Origin of the sequence: Nocardia sp. MDA0666, from assembly GCF_003023875.1 — a bacterium.
GTDB lineage: Bacteria > Actinomycetota > Actinomycetes > Mycobacteriales > Mycobacteriaceae > Nocardia > Nocardia aobensis.
The window spans coordinates 14391-36580 of record NZ_PYHT01000009.1 but is presented as its reverse complement, the minus strand read 5'-3'; the positions used below and the strand labels follow the sequence as shown (position 1 = coordinate 36580).

The following is a 22190-nucleotide window of genomic DNA, read 5'->3' as shown; positions in this document are numbered from 1 at the left end:
GTCGGTGGGACCCGATACATTCCATGAGAGACCCGAGCCAAGAAGGTTGCAGACGCCAATGGTCGATACCGCAACAGGTTCCGATGAGCAGGATCACTCTGAGATTGCAGTAATCGCCGATGAGTTCGGCGCACTGGTCATCGGCAGCGATGATGCACTCACTGATTTCGCTGACGAGTGGGCCCAACACAATCGCGCCGAGGTAACCGAACTGCCCGCGGTACAGATCGGTACGACGCTCAGTTCGGTCACCACCGCCCTACTCGCCACCGGCAGACCTGTGGCCCGCTACCTCCCCGGGGCCGACGTTTGGGAGAAGTCCGGACGACCGCGCCCCGGAACGGTGGTCACCTTCCACAGGACAGTGCGTTCAGCCGAGTCGGGAAAGATTTTGTCGAACACGAGGATTGCTCCAGTCGCCGCGGTACCCGGGGTCGGGCAGGCGGCCATCGCCGCATTGACCGTGCAGATGGCGCTCGAACAGTTCGCCGACAGGATCATCGCACGTCTCGACGACATCGAGGACAAGGTCGATGACGTACTCCGACTGGCCTCCGCACAACGACTCGGCGACGTATACGGACATCGACGCATCCTGCAACGCCGCATTCAGGAGCTTGGTTCGGGCGTCGCGCTCACCGATACCGATTGGTCGAGTATCGCCGCACTCGGTGCTGACCTGGAGGTCGGAGTCGAGCGACTGCGCCGGCATGCCTTGCTGCTCACCGATCAGCTCAACCCGGACGACTCGGCGGACAAACGTGCCGACCAGCTCGAATCGGCCGTTCACAAAGGACGGCTGAAGGAAACGCTGAAACTACTTCTTGTCGCCCAGCATTCGCTCTACTTGTGGCAACGCCAGCGACTGGAACGCGTTCGGTCCGCCGAGCCCGAATATCTCGAACAAACAGCGGCCAGCGCTCGCGCCACCCTGAGCGAACACCTCGAAGCCGACCATGACCTGGCAAGCCGATTACGCGATGTACTCGACCGCCATACGGTGCTGCGCGTAACGGAGGTGCATCGGCAACTCGCGGGGCGCAAGCTGGCGAAGAACCGAGATGCGCTGAGCCACATGGTCGACTCGTTCATCGAAGCCCGCGCACTCCAGATCGGCAGCTGGGAAGGCGCTGACAACGCCACCATCCGCGAAGCTTGGTCACTGGCTCGTGATCGCACGGTCGCGGCTGCCAATTCGGGTCGCCGGCATCTGTCCGCCGGCGCGACTGCGGTTGCGCGATGGGTGGAACCCAAGGACGACTCGGACGGGCCCGAACCAGCTGCAGCCACACCGCCTGCCGAGGTTCCGCATACGCCAACGAATCTCCCGTTGACCACCGACAAGTAGTCCAAGGGGACGAGCACTCGCTCGCTTCCCTCCATCCACCTTCGACAGCAGACAGTTATGCCGCGCGTGACCGATGCGAACCGAAACATACTGAGCGGTCAAACTCCGTTTGCCGCAACGGGTTCCACAAAACAGACAGTGTGAAACAACCTCGCCCCCGCCGACGATATGCGCCAGAGTTGATGTCCGCGTGGGGCAGCACCCACATCACTTTCCGGTCCGTTGGCGCTGTCCACGGCCGCACTTCCCAAGGAGATGTCCACCGTGGTCGCCGCACAGGAAACGAGTCTGCAAAAGATACTCGAAGGCACCTCGCAATACCTCGTTCCGTTGTATCAGCGGCCGTACCAGTGGGGGCCGGACAACTTCAAGGAGTTGTGGCGCGATGTCACACAGCTGGCCGAGGACCGAGCCGAGGATGTCGAGACCACACACTTCATCGGTTCAGTTGTGCTGGCGCCAGTTCCGGGTAGCGTCGCAGGTTCGATCACGCGATATCTGGTCGTCGATGGGCAGCAGCGCCTCACCACCCTTACGCTGCTGCTCGCGGCAATCCGTGACCACCTTCGCGAACGCGACGCTTCCACGCGCCGCGACACAGATCGCATTCACAATCAGCTGCTGACAAATCAGTACGAGGACGACCCGTACCGGCTGAAACTGCTACCCACGCAAGCGGACCAGGCTTCCTACACCGCCGTCATCGACGCGCTGCCGACTGCGGGTGGTGACGACAATATCGGGGCCGCGTACCGCTTTTTCCGGGCGCAATTGGCCGAGCCCATAGATCCCGATCTCGGCTACGACGTGGTGCAGATAGCTCATGCAGTGACGTCTGGGCTGTCGGTGGTTTCGATCAGCACCCATCCGGGTGACAATGTTCACCGAATCTTCCAGTCGCTGAACAACACCGGACTGAAGCTGACTCAGGGCGACCTACTGCGAAACTACCTCTTCATGCGGATGCCGACTCGCAGCGAGGAGGTTTACCGCACCCTGTGGCGTCCTCTCCAGGACGCGCTCGCTGACAATGAGCGTCTCGAAACACTGTTCTGGTTGGACCTTTTGCAGACCACGGCGAAGGTCAAGCAAACGCAGACATTTGCAGGGCAGCAGGCAAGGCTGGACCGGTTCGCGAACGAGGACGAGATAGTGGCCGAAGTCGAGAGGATCGCCGGCCTTGGTCGGCTCTATGGACTGATGCTCCATCCAACCGATGAGCCCGACCCGGCCGTCCGCCAGCGTCTGATCCGCCTCGCCGAATGGGATTCCACCGCTCCGGCACCGTTGGTACTGCATCTACTGGTCCTGCGTGAGCGCGGTGACGCCACCTCGGAACAAGTTGCCCGCGCCCTGTTGTACATCGAATCGCTACTTGTCCGCAGGTTCTTGGTGGGGCGGGTAACCCAGGGGCTAAATCGTCTGTTTCCCGCGGCGGTGCAGGAACTCGACGAATCCCTTCCTGTCGACGAGGCGCTGCACAAGTATCTGTCGGTGGGGCGCAAGCACTACGCCACCGACGAGAAGCTCACCGAGGCGATCCTCACTTCACCGCTGTACACCACCGGACGTGCCGCGCAGCGCAAGACCATGCTGATCTGGATCGAGCAGCTGTTCAATTCCAAGGAGCAAGTCGAACCGACATCGCTCACGGTCGAACATGTCATGCCACAAACTCTCTCGGCGCAGTGGCGCAAAGAGGTGGGTTCGACATACGGAATTGAGAACGTTGACGACCTGCACGACAGCCATGTCCACACGCTGGGCAACCTCACACTCACCGGATACAACGAGAACCTGGGCAACAACACCTTCGATCGAAAACGAGCTGTCCTCCGGGGGAGCAGCATTCGCATGAATCAAGCGATCGCGACCTTTTCGGAATGGGGTCCTGAACAGATCGAGCAGCGCGGCCGCGAGCTTGCCAAGCTGATCATCGGAGCGTGGCCCGGACCGCTCACCGATATCGCTGCCAACGGCGACGACAACCCACTGTGGGAATCGATGAATCGGCTGCTCGCTCTGCTGCCTGCCGGACACTGGACCACCTACGGCGATGTCGCCAGAGTCTTGGGAACGGCGGCCCAGCCGCTGGGAAACCGGCTGGCAACCGCACCCGCACCGAATGCTCACCGCGTTCTCACATCGCAAGGCGAGGTGTCCCCCTCATTTCGATGGGTAGAGCCTGGCCGAACCGATAATCCCAAAGAGATTCTCGAACAAGAAGGTCTTCGATTCGCAGCCGGAGTTCGGGCGGATTCCTCTATGCGGCTATCGATCTCGCAACTCGATGAGTTGCGGAGGGCGGTGGAGGACGGCTTCGACGCGGTCCAATGAGCTCGCACATGCTCGACGCGGAGCGTCCGACGAGCCTGCATAGGCGCCGTGACAACCGGAGACCCCCGCTGACCCACAGGGAGAACAATGCTCGGCTTCGCCATTGTCGACAGACAGCCGACCGCTGACGCTACCGCGGTGTGGATTACCAGCCGCACCGACACCACCATCGTCCGCAACACGAATGCTGTGGTGATTCCACAGGACGATCCGGACCATGACTCGAAGGTCCAGTGTTTGGTTAGCGGTCGATCGGTGGTGCTGACTGCAGGCACCGCACCGCATTCATGTTTCGAGAATGCTGTCGAGGTCGACCTTTTCGACGATCTCATCAAATTGACCACCACGTATCAGGAACGCATCTGCCAAGCCGTCGATGACTACTGCCGGCGCCAGCGGTCGAAGTTGGTCGTGCCAGTTTTCCAGCCCGTCCCACAGCTTGCGGCCGCAGCACAGGACGAGCCGCGCTTTCGCGCGTTGGCTGTTGCCAACTACGTCGGGAACGTCTGGACCGCTTGGCTCTTCACCGAAGAGCAGCGGCTTCGCCGAACGGTCAACCCGAGAACCGGGGAAACACCGTGGATCATGCCGGAGGACCTGAACAATCCGGCGATTGCGATCTTCCCGGCAGAGTTCCGTGGTGTGCTCAGCTCGCAGGTCGCGAGGAGAGGAGTCGTCCACGATGAGCAACGGCTTTGCGGCACGACCCGGCTGGTATGCAGACCCCTCACGTCATGCGCCGCTGCGGTGGTTCGATGGGTTCCGCTGGACCGACGCCGTTTCCAACGCCCCGGGCTGGTATCCCGACCCATGGCAGGAAGCGCACTATCGCTGGTTCGACGGGCACCTGTGGGCCGACGCACTACAGCCGGCGGTTCACCACCCGCCGGTGCCACTGGACACCGGAGCCGGCGCATCAACAACCATTCAACCGGCGGGCGGCATTGCGCCGCAGCTGGCTTCGCTTCTCGGCACCGCTTCACGTTTCGCGGTGATGGATGTGGAGACAACCGGTCTCCGACACTCGGACCGGGTCGTGGAGATCACCGTGCTCACCCTCGATCATTCAGGGACAGTCACGAACACGTTCGATACTGTCGTCAATCCGATGCGCGATGTCGGTCCCACGTGGATCCATGGTCTTACGGCGGCCGAGGTCGCCAGCGCACCTACATTTGGGGAGATCGCGCACGCGGTGGCGGAGCTCATCGACGGTGCAATCGTCGTCGCCCACAACCGGCCCTTCGACACACGAATGGTGGGTTTCGAACTGGAGCGGTCAGGCATCGACGTCCAGTGGGGCTCGGGTCTGGACACGTTGGCGGTGACCCGCTGCAAGCTGGCAGCCGCTTGCTTCGAACACGGTGTCCAGCACGAGAACCAACACCGAGCGCTGGGGGACGCGCGCGCCACCGCGGGCCTGCTGCAGGCCATCGCAAGTCATTTCCCGGAGCCAGGGACCCCCACCGCTGCCACCCGGTATCGAAAGGCACACAGTGCCAGGGTGTGTGCCCGCGACGGCGAATCGATCGCCCAGCCGCTCCCCTTCCTCGCCGACATCAGCCAGGGCCTGCACACCGCCGCGGACGTTGCGCCCTACGAGATTCTGCTGGACCAAGCTCTAGCCGATCTGCAGCTCACCACGGAGGAGCGGACAGAACTTCAACGCCTCGCATGGGACCTGGGGCTCGACGATGCCGCTGTGCACGTCGCGCACACCCACTTCCTCAACGCCGCAATAGAGGCCGCACTCGAAGACTCGGTCGTGACCGACGACGAAATCGACCGACTTCTGCGGGTCGCGGCGCTACTGGACCTTCCCGCCGAGGTGGTCACCGCGCGAACGCACCAGCACCGCGCAGAGTCCGTCGTCGTGGATCTGGGCGCGGGAACCATTGTGTGCTTCACCGGCGATGACGGGCGTCCACGCGAGGAACTGGAGGAACTCGCGTTGGAATACGGTCTGACACCCGCGCCCTCCATGACCAAGGCGGTCGACGTGCTCGTCGCCGCAGATCCGGCGACGATGTCCGGCAAAGCGAAGACGGCGCACAAGCACGGGAAGCCGATTGTCTCGGCAGAAGACTTCGTTGCCGCATTGCGCTCGGGCCGACAAGCGAACGGGACACGGTTGCGCTTGGCGGGCCTCGCATGCGTCTGCGACAAGTGCGGGTCGACGTGGACCGCGAGCAGACGAAGCAAACTCTGCCGTTCGTGCCTCGGCACATCGCGCCCCAAATCCAGGGCGAAGAGGATCGTAGGGGACCATTCGGACCTCGCGCTCGATCCGGCCTCCATCCAGCCAGTCCCCTGAATTCGATTCTGGCGTTGTGAATAGTGCGAGCCCACCTCTCGCCGCATAGGACATAGCCTCGCGTTCAGGTGGAGGCAGCCCTGTCGTCCACCCTAGGGTCGCCGGGGCGAACCGGCCTGTTGCACAACTCAATTCGACCAGCACACCGCCGCGATACTCTACCGCGCGACCAACAACGGCTGGGTTTGCCGTCGCGGGAAACTCCGCAGGAGAAGACAACGCTAGGCACGTATAGTGCAGACGGCACGTCTGATGGCAACAAAGGGGAGGCGACGTGGGCAATTCGGTGGGAGTGAACCCGGAGCAAGTGCATGCGGCCGCTGACTGGCTCGACAAGTCGGCTCAGGACTTCCGCGACGAGTTGGGTTCGCTGATGAAGGAAGTGAGGACCTTCGTCGGAGGCGAATGGCAGGGCGCCGCGTCCGGGTCTCACGGTAATGCCTGGGATGAGTGGGAAGAAGGCGCACGGCAGATCATCGCCGGCCTCGAACACGACGCCGCCGCGCTACACCAGGCAGCAGGCCTCATACACAACACCGACCAAGGTTCCGCCGGCTCGATCGGCACGACGTTCCCGGGGAATGGGTAGATGCAACCCGGCAACTATCGCGTCGATCTCGTCGGCATGCAGAACCTGATCGATAAGGCGATCGACTTCGAGAAGCGGCTCGAGGATCGCCTGAGTGACATACGGAAACAGGTCACGAATCTCCATATCGACTGGACCGGCCAGGCAGCACAGACGCACCAACAGGCCAGCGCTGAATGGGATACGGGCGCAACAGAAATGCACACCGCCCTGGGTGAATTGCGGAAGGCGCTAGACCATGCGCGGTCGGCCTACCACAACGCAGGAGAGACAAACCACGGGATGTGGCCACAATGACGACGCCGACCGTCCCGGTGATCGTCCACCGAGCAGACGAATATCATTCTGCCGGAGAAGTATTCGGACAGATGTCAACCGACTCGGTGACGACCCATTCGTCGCTGATCAATGTACTCAACTCGTACATCGGCATGGCCGGCAGCGACAGCATCGGTCAGCAGTGGGCCGACTCCTACCACGAGTCGGCACAGCTGGCGGTTTCCGCGTCCTCGAAGCTGACCACGTCGTGTGGCCAGATTCGTGACCTTCTCGTCGTCGGAGCGCACAATCATGAGGTTGCGGAGATCACCGCGCATCAGCGCAATCTGCCGGTTCCGCCTCCACCCCAGCTGCTTCCGGACCCCTGTATGCCCTCGACCGCACCCAACGCGGCCGGTGACGGTATTCCCGAACCATTTGGATGGTCGATCATCAAGGATGTGGTCGGCTTCGCGTGGCCGAACGGACACCAAGATCAGCTGAATGCCGCAAAGACCGCGTGGCAGACCGCCGCCGCCGACTACCGCACCATCGCCGGACAGGTGCCGCAGGCCAAGACTCTTCTGGCCAATCAACAGTCTCCCGAGATCGACATCGCTGTTCAGACGTCGCAGGAACGGCAGAACGACTTCAATGCGCTGGCAGATGTGTGCGATGCGCTCGGCACTGCCTGTGGCGACTACGCCCATCATCTGGACGAAGCGCATCACAAAATCCTGGACGAACTGAAGGAGTTCGTCGTCGAGACCGCGGTAGCCGAGGGGGTATTCGCCATCCTCGCCCCTGTGACGGGGAGTCTGTCCGAGTGGGTCGGAAACACCGCCATGGCCGGGCGTATCGCTATGAAAGGGCGCCGCATTGCAACCATCATCGGCGAGCTTTCCACCAAGGTCGCGAAGATCGTAACTGACGCCATCAAACCGCTTGTCGGCAAGATGAAGCCAATCTTCGAAAAAGTGCGAAATTGGGTGGATGCAGCAAAGGTCAAGCTGACGCCGCTCGATCGCGGGGGCGCCGTATTGTCCGATGGCCGCCTGTTCTCGCGGATGGGGAGTAGAACCAATCGTGAGGTGTTGGACAGCGGAAACCACTTGCCGATGACCAGAGAGACCGTCGAGGAATACGCACGTCGCGCAGGGGTCGACTTGACGGGCGTGCGGTTCGACATCGCGAACTCCGCCGACGACATTCGCTACTACGACAGTGTGGGCGCCAGTGCGAGCACGTCAGGCGACCACATCGCTCTCGCACCGTCGGCTTTCGCCGATGAGGAGAGTTTGATGCGGAATCTTGTGCACGAGCGAGTCCACATCGACCAATATGCGCAGGGGAAGGTAACCAACAACCTCGTGACGAATGAACTTGAGGATGAGGCGTACGCCGCAGACGAGAGATTCTGGAACGACTACTTGTCCGGAAAGGCAGGACACTGAGAGTGAGCGAATTCCGGATCGATGACATATTTCGGGTCAGCTTTCGCCCCAACCCGATTATTGTCGGCCGAACCGACGACATATTCTCCGTCGGCGACCAGGTCGAACTGCTCAAGAGCGACGGGGCAACCGTCCGCGGCGTTCTGGAAGGTATCGAAATTCACCGCTCCCCTTCCGGGCAATACTCGTTCGTGTTCTCCCGAGAGATATCCGAGCGAGCAGAACCGGGGGACGTAGTGCGCACAGTGTAGCCGGCGAATCGTTCAGTACCACCCGAATCCGGATCCACTCGGTGAAGAGGAGAGCCCGCCCGATGGCAGACCTGCAAGAATGGGAACGACAACTACAACGCGACCTCGATGAGGTCAGACGCAACAGCCAGCAGTTATCCGATTCAGTCGCTGCGATCCGGGGCCTCTGTCAACTGCAAGGTGTCGCAATAGAAGTCGACGCGAACGGCGACATCACCGATCTGCGCATTGCGCCCGGCGCGCTGCGCTGGACCAGTGAGCAGCTCGCTCACTCGATACGTACTGCTCATCGAAAGGCCCGAGCTGATGCAGCTACAAAGGTCCAACGGCTCATTCAGCACGGCGATCCTCGCATGCGTCGGCAGTTCGAGATCCTGACTGGCGAGCAGTCAGCACCACCGGAACCGCCGCGCCATCAGCCAATGACCGAGGACGACATCCAGGCAGCCGATGATGCCTATTTTGAGCGTATGAACCGCCGCGGCTGGACGGCGTGAAGCTCGCCTCTGGAGGATTGATTCGAGCCGATGAGGGATCTCGGGCCATCGTTGAGCACGAGGATCGCTGGCTGTTCAAGCCTTTGCGTGGGAGAACCATCACCAGGATAGAGTGGAAATCGGACCACCTCGAACTCGTCTTGGACGACAATCACTTCCGCATTTTCGTCGGGTACGACGCCGAACTGTCCGTTAGATCCCTCGCCAAGGACTCCCCCGACGGACATCGTATCGACCATTGGAACCGGGCTGAGGTTGAGGAATTCCTGGGTTCAAGGATTGTTTCGGCTGTGTTTTTCAAGACCGGAGCGGTTCGTTTGGGGTTCAAGAATGGGTGGATACTGTTTGTCGACGCCGACCGACGAGTTTTCTCTCCTGAGGTTCATTTCGGAGATCGAACGGTCTGGAACACCGCGGGGATCACCGACCATTCCATCTTCGAAATCCAGCCGCTGGATGCATGGACAGGACAACCTGTCACTCCGCCTCATTGGCCAGGACGGCCGGATCACCTGAATGACAGCCCCGGATCGGACGACATCAACGACTGACGATCAGGAGGCCGTGCTGGATACCATGAGCGGCCGCTTGCCTCGATTCCGTTGCAGCGCAGCATAAACCGTCCACAGGAACCCAGCTGTCACGAAATCGGATGGTTCTGGAAAAGCTGCCACATCCGATTCCGCACATCGGCGCCTCGGTCGCCGCTCGGCCAATCATGGCTGCCTGCTTTGTATTTGCGCCATACGACGTTGGCGCCCTGCTCGCAGGAATACCGGTACCCTTCCGCCACTTCGGGGCCGGTTTCGGTGGCGGCGTCGTTACTGCAGCCGATGGTGCCGCGCCACTGTAGGTGCGCCGCATAGACCGGGGCCTGGGTGAAGTCGTTGTCGGCGGTGAAGAAGCCGAAGGACAGTTTGCGGATCGGGACGCCGTCTTCGCATCCGCCGTGTGAGCCGCCGGCGTACATCGCCACCGCGCCCAGCTGGGCTGATGCGGCGCAGGCCATGCGGGAGGTCATTTGCCCGCCGTTGGAGTGGCCGGACATGTAGACCCTCTTGGTATCGACGCACCAGTGGCTTTCGATGTCGGCAATGACCTGGAGCAGGAAGTCGACGTCGTGTCTGTTGCCGTTTTCGAAGTACCAGCTGCGGTCGCCGGGGCGGTTGGGGTCGGTGACGTCGTTTTTGCCGCCTTGGGGATAGGCGACGATGAATTTCTGCTGTGCGGCGAAAGGTGTCCAGCCCGACTGGGTTTCGTGCCTGCCGGGGTTGCTTCCGCCACCGTGCAGTGCGACCAGCAGCGGCGCGGCACCGGTCAGGCCGCTGGGCACGCGGAGTAGGTAGGGCTGACCGTTGATGGTGCGAGTCACCGAGGCGGCAGCCAGCGAGCAGGCCCCGGGTGAGGGGTCCGACTCCCCTGGCGCCGGCTCGGCCGCGGCGACCGCGCTCGGCATCGCCAGCGCGAGTATGGCAGACATGACTGTGACAGCCCGGCATACCGGTCCGGACATACGAATGCGATGCATCGAATCCTCCCGCCCCACAAGGACATTGAATTACTTCCATTCGAATCTATCGCCGAGCGGGTTGGTTCGCCGAGGTTCGACAGCATTTGTGACAACTCCTCAGCCTCGCCCTCGCTGTGTCAGATTCCGCGCGGATGTCCGGAGCGGTGAACATCCAGGTAGCAACCAACCGGTCAGCCGACTCCGAGACCGCGGTGCGAAGCCTGCCGATCCACTCCGAAACATCACCACTTCACACTATGCTGGCTCGAACGCTGAAACCTGATGCAGTTGTTCGAGAGGAACACCATGGAACGGCTTGCCGTCCTCGCCGTCACAGTCGCCGCCCTCGGCATCGCCCCGGCCGGCATCGCCGCCGCTGGGACCGGAATCCCGTTGGAGTACAGCAACACTGACCGGATAGCCGCGAACGCGCCTGTCGTCCTGCACACCGGTTCGACCGTGATCGATCTGCTCGCGTACATCGGCGCGGGCTGCGTCGGCAGCTGGAGCCCCGCTCCCCCTGCGTACTGCGTCGGATAACTCAGACTCTCCGTCCATCGCCCCGTGAAGCCAACCTCGCGCAGCCGGTGTCTGCGATACCTCCGTCGGAACCTCGACCACCGGGACACACGCCAGGCCGCACCGACCTCGCTCCCACCCGCGGCGCTCTGCGACAATAGGGATGTGAGCACCACCAACAGCCACAGCAGTGGACATCGACTCGGCGACCCGATCGGCGCCGCGACCGGGACAGCGGCGTTCGTCGCCCGGTAGTTCGATGTCTGACCAGGAAGTACCGGAATCGCGATCCGCGCCGAAGGCAACCGGGGCGGGCGCGCCGAAGGTTGTCCAGCTACCGCGGCGTCCCCGGCGGGTGGCGGACGACGCCAAGCCTCCCCGTATGACGTGGCGTTCAGAGGGCGCCCGCGTCAACGATCCGCCGCCGACCAGGCCCGTCATGCGGTCGGAATTGCAGCGGGAGACCGGGTCGTGGCCGGTGGATTCGAGTACTGCGTGGCATGGTCCCGCGGTGGCCGATACCGGCCCCGCGGTGGCCGATGCAGGTCCCGCATCGGTTCATGCGGGCCCTGCCGACCAGGACGCAAGCGTCGTCGACCTCGACGAATTGCGGCGGAAGCGAGCCGGTGAACGCGCCCCGGCCGCTGGAATCCGGCGCATCGCCAAACCGCGCCGGATCGGCAAAGGTCCTGGTGATCGATCCGGTGTCGAGAGCGGCGACGGCAACCGGGACGAGGCTCATGATTCTCCGTCGACCGACGGGTATACCGGTCGCCACCGCAAGTAGCCCTTGGCGGGCGCGCGCCGCGCAAAACCGAGATCGCCGCGCCACCAAATCTGTTCCATTTGCCCGTTTTTGGCGTTTTGACTACCCTCAGACCACCATCGAAGGTACGGGGGGACGGTCGTGGATCTACATCAACTTCGGTACGCGAATCCGGGCAGCTGGCAAGCCGCAGCCGACGATCTGCTGGCGGCGGCCAAGGATTGCGAGGAGGCCGTCGCCGAAATCCATGCCAATGGTTCGCGTCGGCTCGAGGAATCCTGGACCGACTATCTGGGCGAGCTCGTGCGCGGGCGGATCTCCGATGCCACGGGGAAGCTGGAGGAGATCGGTGTCCTGTTGCGGGGCGCCGTCACCGCGCTGGACACGTTGGAGGATGCGGCTCGGATCGCGCAGGCACAGGCCGGTTCGGCGATCACGGCGGGAACGGTCGCGGGCCTGGACCTCGAGGGCGATGTTCTCGTCGTCCCTGCCGGGCATCACGATCCGGAGACCGCGGCGGACGACTGCCGGCGGTACAACGCGCTGATCAAGGATGCGATCGATGCGGCCGATCGCGCCGACCAGGAAGTCGCCGGCGCGCTGCGCAAACTGAATATCAACGTCGACACCAGCTCGCTCGACGATGCGCTGAAACAGCAGTCCGCGGCGGTGGCCGACGCGCTCGACGCCATTCGCGAGACCCTGCCGCAGGGCCAGCCCGCCGATGTGGTGAAGGCGTGGTGGGATTCGCTGGCCGTCGATCGGCGCAAGCAACTCATGTTGGCGGTGCCGGTCGAACTGCACGATCTCAACGGGATTCCCGACAGCGTGAAGAAGGAACTCGAAGGTTCCAACGGCTACAACGCGGTCAAGGCGGTGCAGTTCGCTCGCGACCACGCGAACGATACGTCGATCGACAAGTTCCAGAACAACTGCGCGAACTTCGTTTCCACCACTCTCGCGTCGGCCGGTCTCGACTACAAAGGCACCCTGACCACCGATTCGGACGGCTGGAACCGCAGCCGGGCGGCGGGAATCAACTTCGATCCGCCGGGGCCTGGCTCCCTGCAGGGACTGAGCCACAGCGATACCTGGTTCAATGCGGAGAAGCAGAAGAATTTCTTCCTGAACAACGGGGCGCAGGAGGTCGGGACGGCCGGGGCGAAACCCGGTGATCTCGTGTATTGGGAGCACACGCAGAACGTCGGCGACTACAAGCCCGGCGAAGCGCACCACACGGCGGTCGTGACCGCGGTACTTCCCAACGGTGACATCCTCTATTCCCAGCACACCACCAACGGGAAGGATTTCAGCCTGACCGACCGGATCGGATTCTCGAATCAGGACGGCGGCACACAGAACGTCCGGATCATTCGGCCGAAGGAGACCTGGTAGTTGAAACGCCCCACGATCGTGTCAGCCGCACTGTTCCTCGCCTGCTTCGCAGCTGCCGTTCTCCTCCTTGCGGTTGCCGATCACAAGCTGGATGAGCGATCCGACGCTCTTCTCGAATCGCATTGTGCGCGAACCATTCCCGTTCCGACGGCCGCCACCGCTTCGAGCTGGGCCGCGACAGTTCTGTTGATCTGCGCCGCCGCGGCAGCAGTGGTGTTCCTCGTGTCCGCCACGCGTTTCTCCTCGACGCCGGCGAAGGTCCTCGGGATCGTTGTCGCGGCCTCGGCGGTGATCATCAGCATCGGTTACGCATTGGTCGTGGGATCGGCACTGCTGCAACCGAATACCGATGAACCGATCTCGCCTCGCTACCATCCGTGCGAAGCGTTCTTCTGACAGGACCTCACCATGACAGACGTCTGCATCGACCCCGCGACGGCGCAACAGGCCGGGGTGGACATCTCCACCGACAGCAACGAATCCCGCACCCGGGTCGAGCAACAATTCGACGAGATCGAACCGGCGCGGCAGGCGAACGAAGGCTGGCAGACCGGGCCCGCGCTCGTCGATTTCGCCTCCGCTCGAAAGCAGGACATCCTGTCGAGCCTGGCGGAACTCGAGAGCATCGGAAAGAAGATCGTCGAGATCGTCAGCGCGCGAACGAGTGTCGACGAACGGTATGCGACCAGCCTCGGTCGAATCGGCAAGGCCGTGGACTCCATGTCCGAATAACAATGGGTAGTGCGCTCCTCGGCCGAAAACGCCTGCCGAGGAGCGTCACTGTGCGAGTCTCACCCCGGCATGGCCGGTTTGTTGTTCAAATTCAGCGGTTCGGTGCGGGGGAAGGTCACCGGCAGGGCCGTCAACGCTCGGTGGAACGGGCCGGGGCGCCAGCTCGGGGCGTCGATTGCGAGCTCGATTTCGGGTAGGGCGTCGAGGAGTTGGTCGATCGCTTCCTGGGCGATCAGGTACGCGATCGACTGGGCGGGGCACGCGTGGGGGCCGATACCCCAGGCCAGGTGGGATCGGTTGCCGGTCATATCGTCGCTGCGAATCACGGGATCGTTGTTGCAGGCCGACATGCTGATCACGACCGGTTGATTGGCGGGAAGCCAGACATCGTCGATCAGCATCGGCTGGCGGGGGTAGGTGATCAGCAGGTTCGCCAGGGGCGGGTCGTTGAACAACACCTCGTCCACCGCGTCGCGGGAGGAGAGATTTCCGCCGAGCACACTGCCGCCGAAACGGTCGTCGGTGAGTACCAGCAGCAGGGTGTTGGCGATCAGGTTCAGCTCGAATTCGATTCCGGTGCCGTAGATCTGCGACACGTGATGCGAGACTTCGGAGTCGTCGAGGGCGGCCGGATGTTGTTGCAGGACCGACGTGATGTCGTTGCTCGGTGTGGCTCGTTTGAGGCGCACCAGGCTCATCAGCGCCTCGCCGAGGATGCGGTTGCCCTGTTCGGCGTCGACGCCTTCGAGCAGTTTGGCCGTGCCGGCCGCGACCTGCGCGCCGATTTCCGGTGGGCATCCGAGCATGACGTTCACGAGCTCGAATGCGAGTGGGTAGATGTACTGGGTGATCAGTTCCGCCTGGCCGTCCTGGCAGAAGCTGTTGATCAGGGGAAGTGTGGCCTTCTCGACCGCCGCGCGCAGCGAGTGCAGATCGACGGCATCGATACCGGCGGTGATGGCCTCACGGTACCGATGGAAATCGGCGCCGGAACTTCTGCTCGCCATCGGGCGCCATTCCAGCAGCGGGAGGATCGGGCAGTCCGAGGGCACCGTCTGCTGCCACACGCGCGGGTCGGCGGGAAAGTGTTCGGGATCGTTGAGAATGCGCACCGCGGTGCGATATCCGATCACCAGGGTCGCGGGCACGCCCGGCGCCAGTTCGACGGGTGCGAGTGAGCCGTATCTGCTGCGCATTTCGCGGTAGACCCGATGCGGGTCGTCGGAGAAATCCGGGGTGTACAACGGGACGCGCGGGCCGTCGGAACTCGTCGGCGAGCCGTGGGCAACGGGACACATCGTCGGGCGGGTCGGGAACTGCGACGTAGTCATCAACCACTCCAGTTGTCGTATCGCGCGCCGTTCGAACTGCATGAGGGGATATCGCGCGCGTCGAAGGCTGCGCTGGTCGCACCCGGACGACCCTGGCCGGGACGACCATCGGCAGCACGATGATCATTCGTGGTACAGCGTTGGTGCGTCAGACGCCGAGGGCGCCCAGGGAATCGTTGTCGTCGATGGCGGTGGTGATGCGCCGCAACAGGGTCAAGCAAGTTTCGTTCGACTGCATCTTGGGCTGGTAACTCGCGCGTCCGATGGTGAAAGCCCATGCGGCGTAGGCGAACATCGACTGCTGGCGGTAGAGCAACCAGGCGTCGTCGAAGGCCGGCGGCTTACCGCCCGCCTCCCCCAGTTCGTCCAGGTACGCCGCGAGCAGGTCTCTGTCCCACACTCGGCGGTCTTCCGGCTCGCATCCGGAGTTGACGGTGTAGGCGAAATCGTGTGCCCATCCGCCTCGCATGACGACCTGCCAGTCCACGAAACCCATGCGGCCGGCGCTGGTGACGTAGGTTTGCCCGATGTGGGGATCGCCGTGCAGCAGCGTCGGCGGAACCTCCTCGGTCGCGATGGCCACCGCCCGCTCGACACCGGCCCACAGCCGTTCGCTGCTGCCGTGCAGGGCCGGCGGAACGACCTCCTCCGCGCGGCGAAGGCCCACCTCGCACCGCTTCTTCATATCGATCGCGGAGAGGTATACGTCGAGCATGTACGCCGGGGTGTTGAGGGCGTCGATCGCCTCGGATTCCCAGAAGGTGCCGTGCAGCCGGGCGAGGTTGCGGACCAGATCCTCGGCTTGTTCGCGGGTGATCGAGGCGGTGGGCTCGCTGAACACCGCGCCGCGGGTCGCGGCGATGTCCTCCATCAGGGCGATCGACCGCCAGGACGCCGGATCGGACGCGCCCCAGTATCCGATCGGCGCCTCGATGTCGACGGCGGGCCGGAAGTCGCGGAAGAACCGGGTTTCCCCGTCGATCATCTTTCCGCCGCCCAGCAGTATGCGCTGGCTGAAACTGGTGGTGGTCTTGGCGAACAACCGGGTCGGCAGCTGCGCCCGGGTCCCCGCCTCGTTGTATTCGACCCGGATCGCGACCCTCGTCGAGGTGCCGCTACTGCCGTTGGAGGTCTCGAAGCCCGTCACCTCGGCGCCGGAAACATCGCGGCACAGCACCGCGGTCAGCCATTCGGGGGTGACGTGGTCTCCGGAGATCGGTACGTCGGTCAGGGAGCGCGATCTCGGCCCGCGAATCTTCTCACCCAGCATCCGGGTCCCGACGGTGGCAGAACGACCGAGCAACCAGAGCTTGTGATTCACGCACGTATCTCGATTCCACTGTAAGACAACGATTATCCGAGCGAACCGGCGCCCGCACCGATCGCGGCGCCAGAAGCACAGTACCTTACAGCACTCGAAAGCATTGCAAGACAATAAAATACCTATTGCCTCAATTCTTCGATGCAACCGCGGACAGGCGGGATGGAGTTACTCGCCGGTATCCCGAGGGTAGCCGAGACCGCTCTCATACCATTCGAAACAGACTGTGCGGCAGGTATTTCCCTATCGCGGAAACCACCGGCGCCCACGCGTCGGTTGAGTCGGCGCAGCAAGCCACCGTCAACCATCCCCGCCGGTTCATTCCCGCGCGAAGTCACGGCCGTCGGCCACGATCAGCAGCGCGGCGAAGGCGAGCGGCGCGATCGTCTGATAGCCGATCCAGAGCTCGCCGGCCGTCCGGTTGCCCTGCCATGCCAGCAGCAGCGCGACGACGGTCACGATCGACCAGCCGCTGTCGTAGCCGATCATGAGCCGCATATACGTGCTCATCGGGCGGTTGCGCAGGTAGGCGAGTTCACTGCCGCCCGCGATGAGCAGGGCTGCGGCGCAGGCGATCAGCAGCCAGGTGGCGACGCCGAGTCGATGACTCAGCGATTCGGCGGCGGCGATGTAGACGACGGCGAGCAGTATTTTGACGGCGCCGTCGGCAAGAATGCCGACGGCTTGCCCGGTGATCGGCGTCAACGGAGTGCGGATCATCGTTCCCCCTCGTTATGCGGCGTCACGCGACGGGGTCGACACGAAAGACGGCGCAGCGGTTCGCCGCGTCGGCGAAGCTGTCCGGCGAGCCGGAATCGACCAGGCCGTTTCTGACGAACGCCTGTGCGCCCCTGGGATTTTGCACGGGAAAGGCGCGCAGCACGGGTCCGCGATGCCGTTCGGGCAGTTCGATCAGGTCGACAGTCCGGGACTTGCGGCCGCGCGTGAGGACGCCACGGCCGGCGGCTCGGGCATTCTTGATCCACTCGGCACCGGGGTATGCCTGCACGAGGTACTGGACGCCGTCCAGCTGTATCGGGGCGACGGGAGTGGTTCGGGGATTTCCCGTCGAACGGCCCGCCACGGTGAGCAGGTGAATGGGGCCGAATGGCAGGCCGACCCGGTGGGCGAATACGACGATGCGATTGCGGATATCGCGTCGCGCGGAGGGTGACCGGTGCGGATTTTCTCGCCTCCGCCGGATATTGTCATCGGTCGAGGCGGATCCCACTACCACGACGATCACCAGAATGAATGCGACTACGGCGCAACCGGTTCGGGTGAAATGAAACAATTCCCAGCGTCGCAGGATATCGGCGTAATCCGCGGGCGGGGCGCCCACCGCCCATCGCTTGATCTGCTGGTTGATCGGCACATTCCCGAATCGCGTCACCAGGAACGAGAGAACCACCAGCACCGTGGCAAACGCGGCGACCCGGCGCCGCCCTCCCCGCGATTGCACCGCGAGCGCCAGGGCGCCGAGCACCGCCAGCGCCATCAGCGATTGCATGACCGGACCGTTGACTCGCATGAGCGCGACGTGAAACGTGAACCGGACCTCGAGGGGCACTTCACGAAACGCGTACAGCACGTTGACGGCGCCGTAGCCGAACGCTCCGGCCAGGAGACCGGGGAACAGGAGTGCGGCTCCCCGGACGGACTTCGACAGCATCGAGACTCCCATCGGAATATCGCAACATCGAGTTGCGATATTGTCAGGATGCCCGCCCGTTCGCGATATCGCAACTAGGAGTTGCAATGAGTTCGTCCGCGCCTCTGGGACGTGGACCGAAGGTCCGCGCCGCCGTGCTCGCCGCCACCGTCGACGAGCTGAGCGAACGGGGATACGCCGCGTTCACGATCGACAACGTCGCCCAGCGCACCGGGGTGCACAAGACCACCGTCTATCGGCGATGGCCCGATCGCGACAGCTTGATCGCCGAGGCGCTGGCCGAGAGTGTCGCGACGGAAATCCCCATCCCCGATACCGGGTCGGTCGACAAGGATCTCCGCGCGCTCGCGCGCAGTCTCGTCGCGTGGACCACCAGTGCCTCCGGCCGGGCCATTCTGGCGGTGATGGTGTCCACCGCGGCGGGCCTGCCCGCACCTCCGAACTCCGCCCGGCACGTCTTCCGCGATCGGATCCGGCAAACGCTGCCGGTCGTGACGCGTGCGGTCGCGCGCGGGGAGCTACCCGAAGGCACCGATCCGGCGGAGATGATCAAAACACTTGTGGCGCCGATCTATTTCCGCGTACTGATCACCGGGGAGCGGGTGGACGACAGCACCGCCGATGCCGCCGCGAGGGTGACGCTGACCGCGGCGCGCGCCCAGCTGTTCACCTGAACGCGCGTTCGCGGATTCGGTCGCTCAGTCGACAGTCGTCCCCGGCATCGCATCGCTGCCCCATGCGATGAGCCGCAGATGGCTTTCGCTGTTGTGCCAGTGCGTGATCGAGGCGTTGGGCACTGGCGGCAGATCGGCAGGAGGCGGCGCGCCCACGCCGGCCAGGACCTGCGCGGCGGTGACCACGACCGCGTCGTGGGCGACGATCAGAATCCGCTCGGCGGTGGTCCGGTCGAGTTCGGTGAGCAGATCGCGCATCCGCAGCGCGACATCGGCCGGAGATTCCCCGCCCGGGGGGCGATAGAACCATTCGCCGAGGCGGGCGCGGCGCTCGTACTCCTGCGGCGCTCGGCGTCGAATCGCTTGCGGCGTATGCAATTCGAAGATCCCCATCTCGCGATCACGGCAGCGTTCGTCGGTCACGGCGGGTACAGCTCCCGCCCCGTCGGTGATGCCGTCGGCGGTGCGGGCCATCGTCGCCCACGTCTGCTGGGCGCGCACATACGGCGAACACACCACCAGTTGCGGTGCCCGGTCCGGCGTCAGGCCGGCCAGCCACCGTCCGAGCCGAGCGGCTTGCTCGTATCCCGTGGGCGTCAGCTCGACGTCGGAGTCGCTTCCCGGGAAGGGCTCGTCGGCGCCGGCGCTGAACGCGGCATTGGCCCGGCTTTCGCCGTGGCGGATGATCCAGAGGTCGCGCATGCGATACCGCGGCGGAATCGGGGCCGCGGGAACGGACGGGAATGCGCTCGACGGGTCGGGACCACCCATTGCCGTCATCCGATCCTCCCTTTCGGTCCCGCTGCGCGAACAGGTTGCGCGTGTTCGGCGGGTTGTGTTCACCGGTTCGTTCCAGCATGCCCGACCGATGAAGCCATCCCGGACTGCCGAGCAGGCTCCACCGCCGCGCCGGCCGAAGCCGGGTGATTCAGCGTGTCGCGCCGATCGAGAAGACGATGTCGATCAGGCGGGTGAAGCGGGCGGTCAGGTCGTCGGCGGATTCTTCGGGATGTGCGCGCGCCCAGGCCATTACCGCGTCGACCGCGGCGGTCCAGATGCCGGCGAGCGCTTCGATATCGCGTTCGTCGGTGTCGCCCAGGGCGTCGAGGAACCGGCGCACGCCCGAGTCGGCGTGTGCGGCGATCCGGTTGCGGTAGCCGTGCACCAGATCCGCTACCGCGCCGGTCGCCGGGGCGGTCGGGTCGTGGATGATCCGCCAGGCGGTGCGGTCGGGGCCGAGGGTGTCGAAGAGGCCGCGCAGTGCGTTACCCGGCATCGCGAAAGGTGCTGTGGCGGGGTTCATTTCGTCGTCGAGGCGTTCCAGTAGCGGGTCGGCCAGGGCGGTCAGGCACTCCGCGTAGAGCTGTTCCTTCGAGGTGAAGTGCTGATAGACCAGCGCCTTGGAGATGCCCGCGCGCCCGGCGATGGACACCATCGATGCGGCGGCGAACCCGCGTTCGGCGAACTCCCGCATGGCGGCGATCAGGATCTTCTCGCGGCGGTCCTGCGCGGGCATGCCCTTGGTTCCGAGTCCGGCGGCCGTTGACATGTGCCCGAACTTACCCTACGGTCACTTCCAATGAAGTGACCGTAGGGTCATATAGCCGTTCCGGAGAGTGCCTGCGATGACCCTGTGGGAACAGATCAACCAGCCGGTGACCTACGCGGTGCCGTTCTTCGTGCTCGCGATGATCCTCGAGATCGCCGCGCTGCGCGGTCATGCCGAGGATCGCGCCGGCTACGACGTGACCGATGCGCGAACCAGCCTGACCATGGGTTTCGTCTCTCTGTTCGTCAGCGGTGCCGCGAAATTCGCCGCACTCATCGGCTACGCCGTGCTGTACGTACACGCGCCGTGGCAGGTCGATCCGCGCAATCCGCTGTCGTGGCTGGCGGTCATGCTCGCGGTCGATCTGCTCTGGTACGCCTATCACCGCCTCGCGCATCGCGTCCGGGTGGTGTGGGCGGCGCATCAGGTGCACCACAACAGCCGGTACTTCAACTACGCGACCGCGCTGCGTCAGAAGTGGAATCCGTGGTTCGAACTCCTTGCCTGGGTACCGCTGCCGCTCTTGGGCGTGCCGCCGTGGATGATCTTCACGGCTTGGTCGTTCAACCTGATCTACCAGTTCTGGGTGCACACCGAGACCATCGGGAAGCTGCCCCGCTGGTTCGAATTCGTCTTCAATACGCCGTCCCATCATCGCGTGCACCATGCCAGCGATCGGGAGTATCTGGACCGCAACTACGGCGGCATCCTGATCCTGTGGGACCGCATGTTCGGCACCTTTCGCGCAGAAACCTTCCGCCCCACCTACGGGCTCACGAAGAACATCGAGAGCTCGAACGTCCTCACGCTCCAGTACTACGAATTCGGTGCGCTGTGGCGAGATATACGCTCCACCAGACGAATTCGCGATTGGGCCGGATATCTGTTCGGGCCACCAGGTTGGCATCCCGGCGCCACGGACCCTAGCGACAGCGGAGATCGGCTACCTCGCTGACCGCACCGGCATCAGCTCCGGTCGCACGCACCGGCGAGGTCGGGAGCGACGCGCCCCGGCATGGCTGGAGGATGCGACGAATATCCGCCCATGATCGGCAGCGGTAACCGGGTCGGTTACCGTGCCAGGGTGACCGACCGTATGCGCCCGACCTGTGTGGTGGTGATGGGGGTCTCCGGCACCGGGAAATCGACGGTCGGTCGTCTGCTTGCCGACCGGCTCGGTAGTCCCTTCGCGGATGCGGACGACCTTCACTCCCCTGCCAATATCGCGAAGATGTCCGCGGGTATTGCGCTGACGGATGAGGATCGCGCACCGTGGCTGGCGGCGGTGGGGCGCTGGTTGCACGATCGGATGGTCGAGAAGACCGGTGGTGTGATCGCGTGCTCGGCGCTGAAGCGGAGTTATCGCGATGCCTTGCGGACCGCCGCGCCCGAGGTGTTGTTCGTGCATTTGACCGCGAATCGCGAGGAATTGATCGAGCGTATGACCGGCCGCCGTGGCCACTACATGCCCGCCTCCCTGGTCGATTCGCAACTGCGGACGCTCGAGCCACTGGACGCCGCCGAGCGCGGGGTCGTTCTCCACACCGATCGCGCACCGGAAGTCCTCGCGGAGAATGCCGCTGCGCTGCTGCACATCGGGTAGTGCGTTTCCGGGTCCGCGCCGACGGCACACGGTCGATGTCTCGGTGATCGGGAAGTTCGCCCTGGCCCGC

General features: G+C 63.9%; 25 protein-coding genes. 16 read left to right on the top strand and 9 right to left on the bottom strand.

What is annotated here, in order from left to right:
• Positions 1-58 precede the first annotated feature (58 nt).
• Positions 59-1348 (top strand): hypothetical protein, encoded by a 1290-nt coding sequence (locus C8258_RS15070; protein WP_106955722.1) that lies wholly within the window; start codon positions 59-61, stop codon positions 1346-1348.
• A gap of 255 nt (positions 1349-1603) precedes the next feature.
• Positions 1604-3685, top strand: a complete 2082-nt coding sequence (locus tag C8258_RS15065) for a DUF262 domain-containing protein (RefSeq protein WP_233225103.1) — start codon at positions 1604-1606, stop codon at positions 3683-3685.
• A gap of 285 nt (positions 3686-3970) precedes the next feature.
• Here the strand turns inward: C8258_RS15065 and C8258_RS32290 are convergent, their stop codons facing one another.
• Entirely contained in the window at positions 3971-4366 is a 396-nt protein-coding gene (locus C8258_RS32290) for a hypothetical protein (RefSeq protein WP_146161242.1), read from the bottom strand.
• A gap of 1 nt (position 4367) precedes the next feature.
• On the opposite strand from C8258_RS32290, the gene C8258_RS15060 reads away from it, so the two are divergent.
• From C8258_RS15060 to C8258_RS15045, 4 genes are all read left to right on the top strand, one after another.
• Positions 4368-5999, top strand: coding sequence for an exonuclease domain-containing protein (locus tag C8258_RS15060; RefSeq protein WP_106955721.1), 1632 nt, complete (start codon positions 4368-4370; stop codon positions 5997-5999).
• A gap of 274 nt (positions 6000-6273) precedes the next feature.
• Positions 6274-6588, top strand: a complete 315-nt coding sequence (locus C8258_RS15055; RefSeq protein WP_106955720.1) for a WXG100 family type VII secretion target — start codon at positions 6274-6276, stop codon at positions 6586-6588.
• Complete coding sequence (locus C8258_RS15050) at positions 6589-6885, top strand: WXG100 family type VII secretion target (protein ID WP_106955719.1); 297 nt, start codon at positions 6589-6591, stop codon at positions 6883-6885.
• Positions 6882-8300 (top strand): DUF4157 domain-containing protein, encoded by a 1419-nt coding sequence (locus tag C8258_RS15045; protein WP_106955718.1) that lies wholly within the window; start codon positions 6882-6884, stop codon positions 8298-8300. Before C8258_RS15050 ends, C8258_RS15045 begins: the two co-directional genes overlap by 4 nt.
• Here the strand turns inward: C8258_RS15045 and C8258_RS32285 are convergent.
• Complete coding sequence (locus C8258_RS32285) at positions 8273-8464, bottom strand: hypothetical protein (RefSeq protein ID WP_146161241.1); 192 nt, start codon at positions 8462-8464, stop codon at positions 8273-8275. The genes C8258_RS15045 and C8258_RS32285 overlap by 28 nt on opposite strands.
• 149 nt (positions 8465-8613) lie before the next feature.
• Here C8258_RS32285 and C8258_RS15035 point away from each other — a divergent pair, with 149 nt between their 5' ends.
• Positions 8614-9048: a YbaB/EbfC family nucleoid-associated protein gene (locus tag C8258_RS15035; RefSeq protein ID WP_106955716.1), complete on the top strand. Its 435-nt coding sequence runs from the start codon at positions 8614-8616 to the stop codon at positions 9046-9048.
• Positions 9045-9599, top strand: coding sequence for a DUF6188 family protein (locus tag C8258_RS32280; RefSeq protein ID WP_146161240.1), 555 nt, complete (start codon positions 9045-9047; stop codon positions 9597-9599). The genes C8258_RS15035 and C8258_RS32280 overlap by 4 nt, the downstream gene beginning before the upstream one ends.
• 89 nt (positions 9600-9688) lie before the next feature.
• On the opposite strand, the gene C8258_RS15030 is transcribed toward C8258_RS32280, so the two are convergent.
• Positions 9689-10576: a PHB depolymerase family esterase gene (locus C8258_RS15030; protein ID WP_146161239.1), complete on the bottom strand. Its 888-nt coding sequence runs from the start codon at positions 10574-10576 to the stop codon at positions 9689-9691.
• A gap of 288 nt (positions 10577-10864) precedes the next feature.
• Here C8258_RS15030 and C8258_RS15025 point away from each other — a divergent pair, with 288 nt between their 5' ends.
• The 5 genes from C8258_RS15025 (at position 10865) to C8258_RS15005 (ending at position 13970) form a co-directional block, all read left to right on the top strand.
• Positions 10865-11098: a hypothetical protein gene (locus C8258_RS15025; protein ID WP_146161238.1), complete on the top strand. Its 234-nt coding sequence runs from the start codon at positions 10865-10867 to the stop codon at positions 11096-11098.
• A 361-nt stretch (positions 11099-11459) separates the two neighbouring features.
• The gene (locus tag C8258_RS15020; RefSeq protein WP_146161237.1) at positions 11460-11864 is read left to right on the top strand and encodes a hypothetical protein; all 405 of its coding nucleotides are present in this window, start codon (positions 11460-11462) and stop codon (positions 11862-11864) included.
• A gap of 120 nt (positions 11865-11984) precedes the next feature.
• On the top strand, positions 11985-13238 hold the full coding sequence (locus C8258_RS15015; protein WP_106955712.1) for an amidase domain-containing protein: 1254 nt from the start codon (positions 11985-11987) through the stop codon (positions 13236-13238).
• Positions 13239-13460: 222 nt separating this feature from the next.
• Entirely contained in the window at positions 13461-13634 is a 174-nt protein-coding gene (locus tag C8258_RS32620; RefSeq protein WP_158271259.1) for a hypothetical protein, read from the top strand.
• Positions 13635-13646: 12 nt separating this feature from the next.
• A complete protein-coding gene (locus C8258_RS15005; protein ID WP_146161236.1) occupies positions 13647-13970 on the top strand; it encodes a hypothetical protein in 324 nt (107 codons plus the stop codon).
• A gap of 59 nt (positions 13971-14029) precedes the next feature.
• On the opposite strand, the gene C8258_RS15000 is transcribed toward C8258_RS15005, so the two are convergent.
• The 4 genes from C8258_RS15000 to C8258_RS33200 all read right to left on the bottom strand — a co-directional run bounded on the left by C8258_RS15000 (position 14030) and on the right by C8258_RS33200 (position 18132).
• Positions 14030-15301: a cytochrome P450 gene (locus C8258_RS15000; RefSeq protein ID WP_106955830.1), complete on the bottom strand. Its 1272-nt coding sequence runs from the start codon at positions 15299-15301 to the stop codon at positions 14030-14032.
• Positions 15302-15449: 148 nt separating this feature from the next.
• On the bottom strand, positions 15450-16622 hold the full coding sequence (locus C8258_RS14995; protein ID WP_106955710.1) for an aminoglycoside phosphotransferase family protein: 1173 nt from the start codon (positions 16620-16622) through the stop codon (positions 15450-15452).
• Between the two features lie 318 nt (positions 16623-16940).
• Entirely contained in the window at positions 16941-17342 is a 402-nt protein-coding gene (locus tag C8258_RS14990) for a hypothetical protein (protein WP_199195711.1), read from the bottom strand.
• A gap of 22 nt (positions 17343-17364) precedes the next feature.
• Positions 17365-18132 carry a nitroreductase/quinone reductase family protein gene (locus tag C8258_RS33200; protein WP_369974757.1) on the bottom strand — a complete coding sequence of 256 codons (768 nt, stop codon included), beginning with the start codon at positions 18130-18132 and terminating at the stop codon, positions 17365-17367.
• A 248-nt stretch (positions 18133-18380) separates the two neighbouring features.
• Here C8258_RS33200 and C8258_RS14975 point away from each other — a divergent pair, with 248 nt between their 5' ends.
• Positions 18381-18968 (top strand): TetR/AcrR family transcriptional regulator, encoded by a 588-nt coding sequence (locus tag C8258_RS14975; protein ID WP_106955709.1) that lies wholly within the window; start codon positions 18381-18383, stop codon positions 18966-18968.
• Between the two features lie 24 nt (positions 18969-18992).
• Here C8258_RS14975 and C8258_RS14970 read toward each other — a convergent pair whose 3' ends face one another.
• Both C8258_RS14970 and C8258_RS14965 read right to left on the bottom strand, forming a co-directional pair.
• A complete protein-coding gene (locus C8258_RS14970; RefSeq protein WP_233225101.1) occupies positions 18993-19748 on the bottom strand; it encodes a histidine phosphatase family protein in 756 nt (251 codons plus the stop codon).
• A gap of 148 nt (positions 19749-19896) precedes the next feature.
• Positions 19897-20517 carry a TetR/AcrR family transcriptional regulator gene (locus C8258_RS14965; protein ID WP_106955708.1) on the bottom strand — a complete coding sequence of 207 codons (621 nt, stop codon included), beginning with the start codon at positions 20515-20517 and terminating at the stop codon, positions 19897-19899.
• A gap of 76 nt (positions 20518-20593) precedes the next feature.
• Here C8258_RS14965 and C8258_RS14960 point away from each other — a divergent pair, with 76 nt between their 5' ends.
• Both C8258_RS14960 and C8258_RS14955 read left to right on the top strand, forming a co-directional pair.
• Entirely contained in the window at positions 20594-21472 is an 879-nt protein-coding gene (locus C8258_RS14960) for a sterol desaturase family protein (RefSeq protein ID WP_106955707.1), read from the top strand.
• Positions 21473-21613: 141 nt separating this feature from the next.
• A complete protein-coding gene (locus C8258_RS14955; RefSeq protein WP_106955826.1) occupies positions 21614-22120 on the top strand; it encodes a gluconokinase in 507 nt (168 codons plus the stop codon).
• The last annotated feature ends 70 nt before the right edge of the window (positions 22121-22190 follow it).

Bases quoted from the DNA above. Each gene is read 5' to 3' on its own strand.
- C8258_RS15060 (WP_106955721.1), top strand. From the start codon at position 4,368: ATGAGCAACGGCTTTGCGGCACGACCCGGCTGGTATGCAGACCCCTCA.
- C8258_RS14975 (WP_106955709.1), top strand. From the start codon at position 18,381: ATGAGTTCGTCCGCGCCTCTGGGACGTGGACCGAAGGTCCGCGCCGCC.
- C8258_RS15065 (WP_233225103.1), top strand. From the start codon at position 1,604: ATGTCCACCGTGGTCGCCGCACAGGAAACGAGTCTGCAAAAGATACTC.
- C8258_RS15030 (WP_146161239.1), bottom strand. From the start codon at position 10,576: ATGCATCGCATTCGTATGTCCGGACCGGTATGCCGGGCTGTCACAGTC.
- C8258_RS15025 (WP_146161238.1), top strand. From the start codon at position 10,865: ATGGAACGGCTTGCCGTCCTCGCCGTCACAGTCGCCGCCCTCGGCATC.
- C8258_RS15070 (WP_106955722.1), top strand. From the start codon at position 59: ATGGTCGATACCGCAACAGGTTCCGATGAGCAGGATCACTCTGAGATT.
- C8258_RS14970 (WP_233225101.1), bottom strand. From the start codon at position 19,748: ATGACGGCAATGGGTGGTCCCGACCCGTCGAGCGCATTCCCGTCCGTT.
- C8258_RS15005 (WP_146161236.1), top strand. From the start codon at position 13,647: ATGACAGACGTCTGCATCGACCCCGCGACGGCGCAACAGGCCGGGGTG.
- C8258_RS14960 (WP_106955707.1), top strand. From the start codon at position 20,594: ATGACCCTGTGGGAACAGATCAACCAGCCGGTGACCTACGCGGTGCCG.
- C8258_RS14990 (WP_199195711.1), bottom strand. From the start codon at position 17,342: ATGATCCGCACTCCGTTGACGCCGATCACCGGGCAAGCCGTCGGCATT.
- C8258_RS15050 (WP_106955719.1), top strand. From the start codon at position 6,589: ATGCAACCCGGCAACTATCGCGTCGATCTCGTCGGCATGCAGAACCTG.
- C8258_RS15020 (WP_146161237.1), top strand. From the start codon at position 11,460: ATGACGTGGCGTTCAGAGGGCGCCCGCGTCAACGATCCGCCGCCGACC.
- C8258_RS15035 (WP_106955716.1), top strand. From the start codon at position 8,614: ATGGCAGACCTGCAAGAATGGGAACGACAACTACAACGCGACCTCGAT.
- C8258_RS14965 (WP_106955708.1), bottom strand. From the start codon at position 20,517: ATGTCAACGGCCGCCGGACTCGGAACCAAGGGCATGCCCGCGCAGGAC.
- C8258_RS15000 (WP_106955830.1), bottom strand. From the start codon at position 15,301: ATGACTACGTCGCAGTTCCCGACCCGCCCGACGATGTGTCCCGTTGCC.
- C8258_RS15045 (WP_106955718.1), top strand. From the start codon at position 6,882: ATGACGACGCCGACCGTCCCGGTGATCGTCCACCGAGCAGACGAATAT.
- C8258_RS14955 (WP_106955826.1), top strand. From the start codon at position 21,614: ATGCGCCCGACCTGTGTGGTGGTGATGGGGGTCTCCGGCACCGGGAAA.
- C8258_RS33200 (WP_369974757.1), bottom strand. From the start codon at position 18,132: ATGCAATCGCTGATGGCGCTGGCGGTGCTCGGCGCCCTGGCGCTCGCG.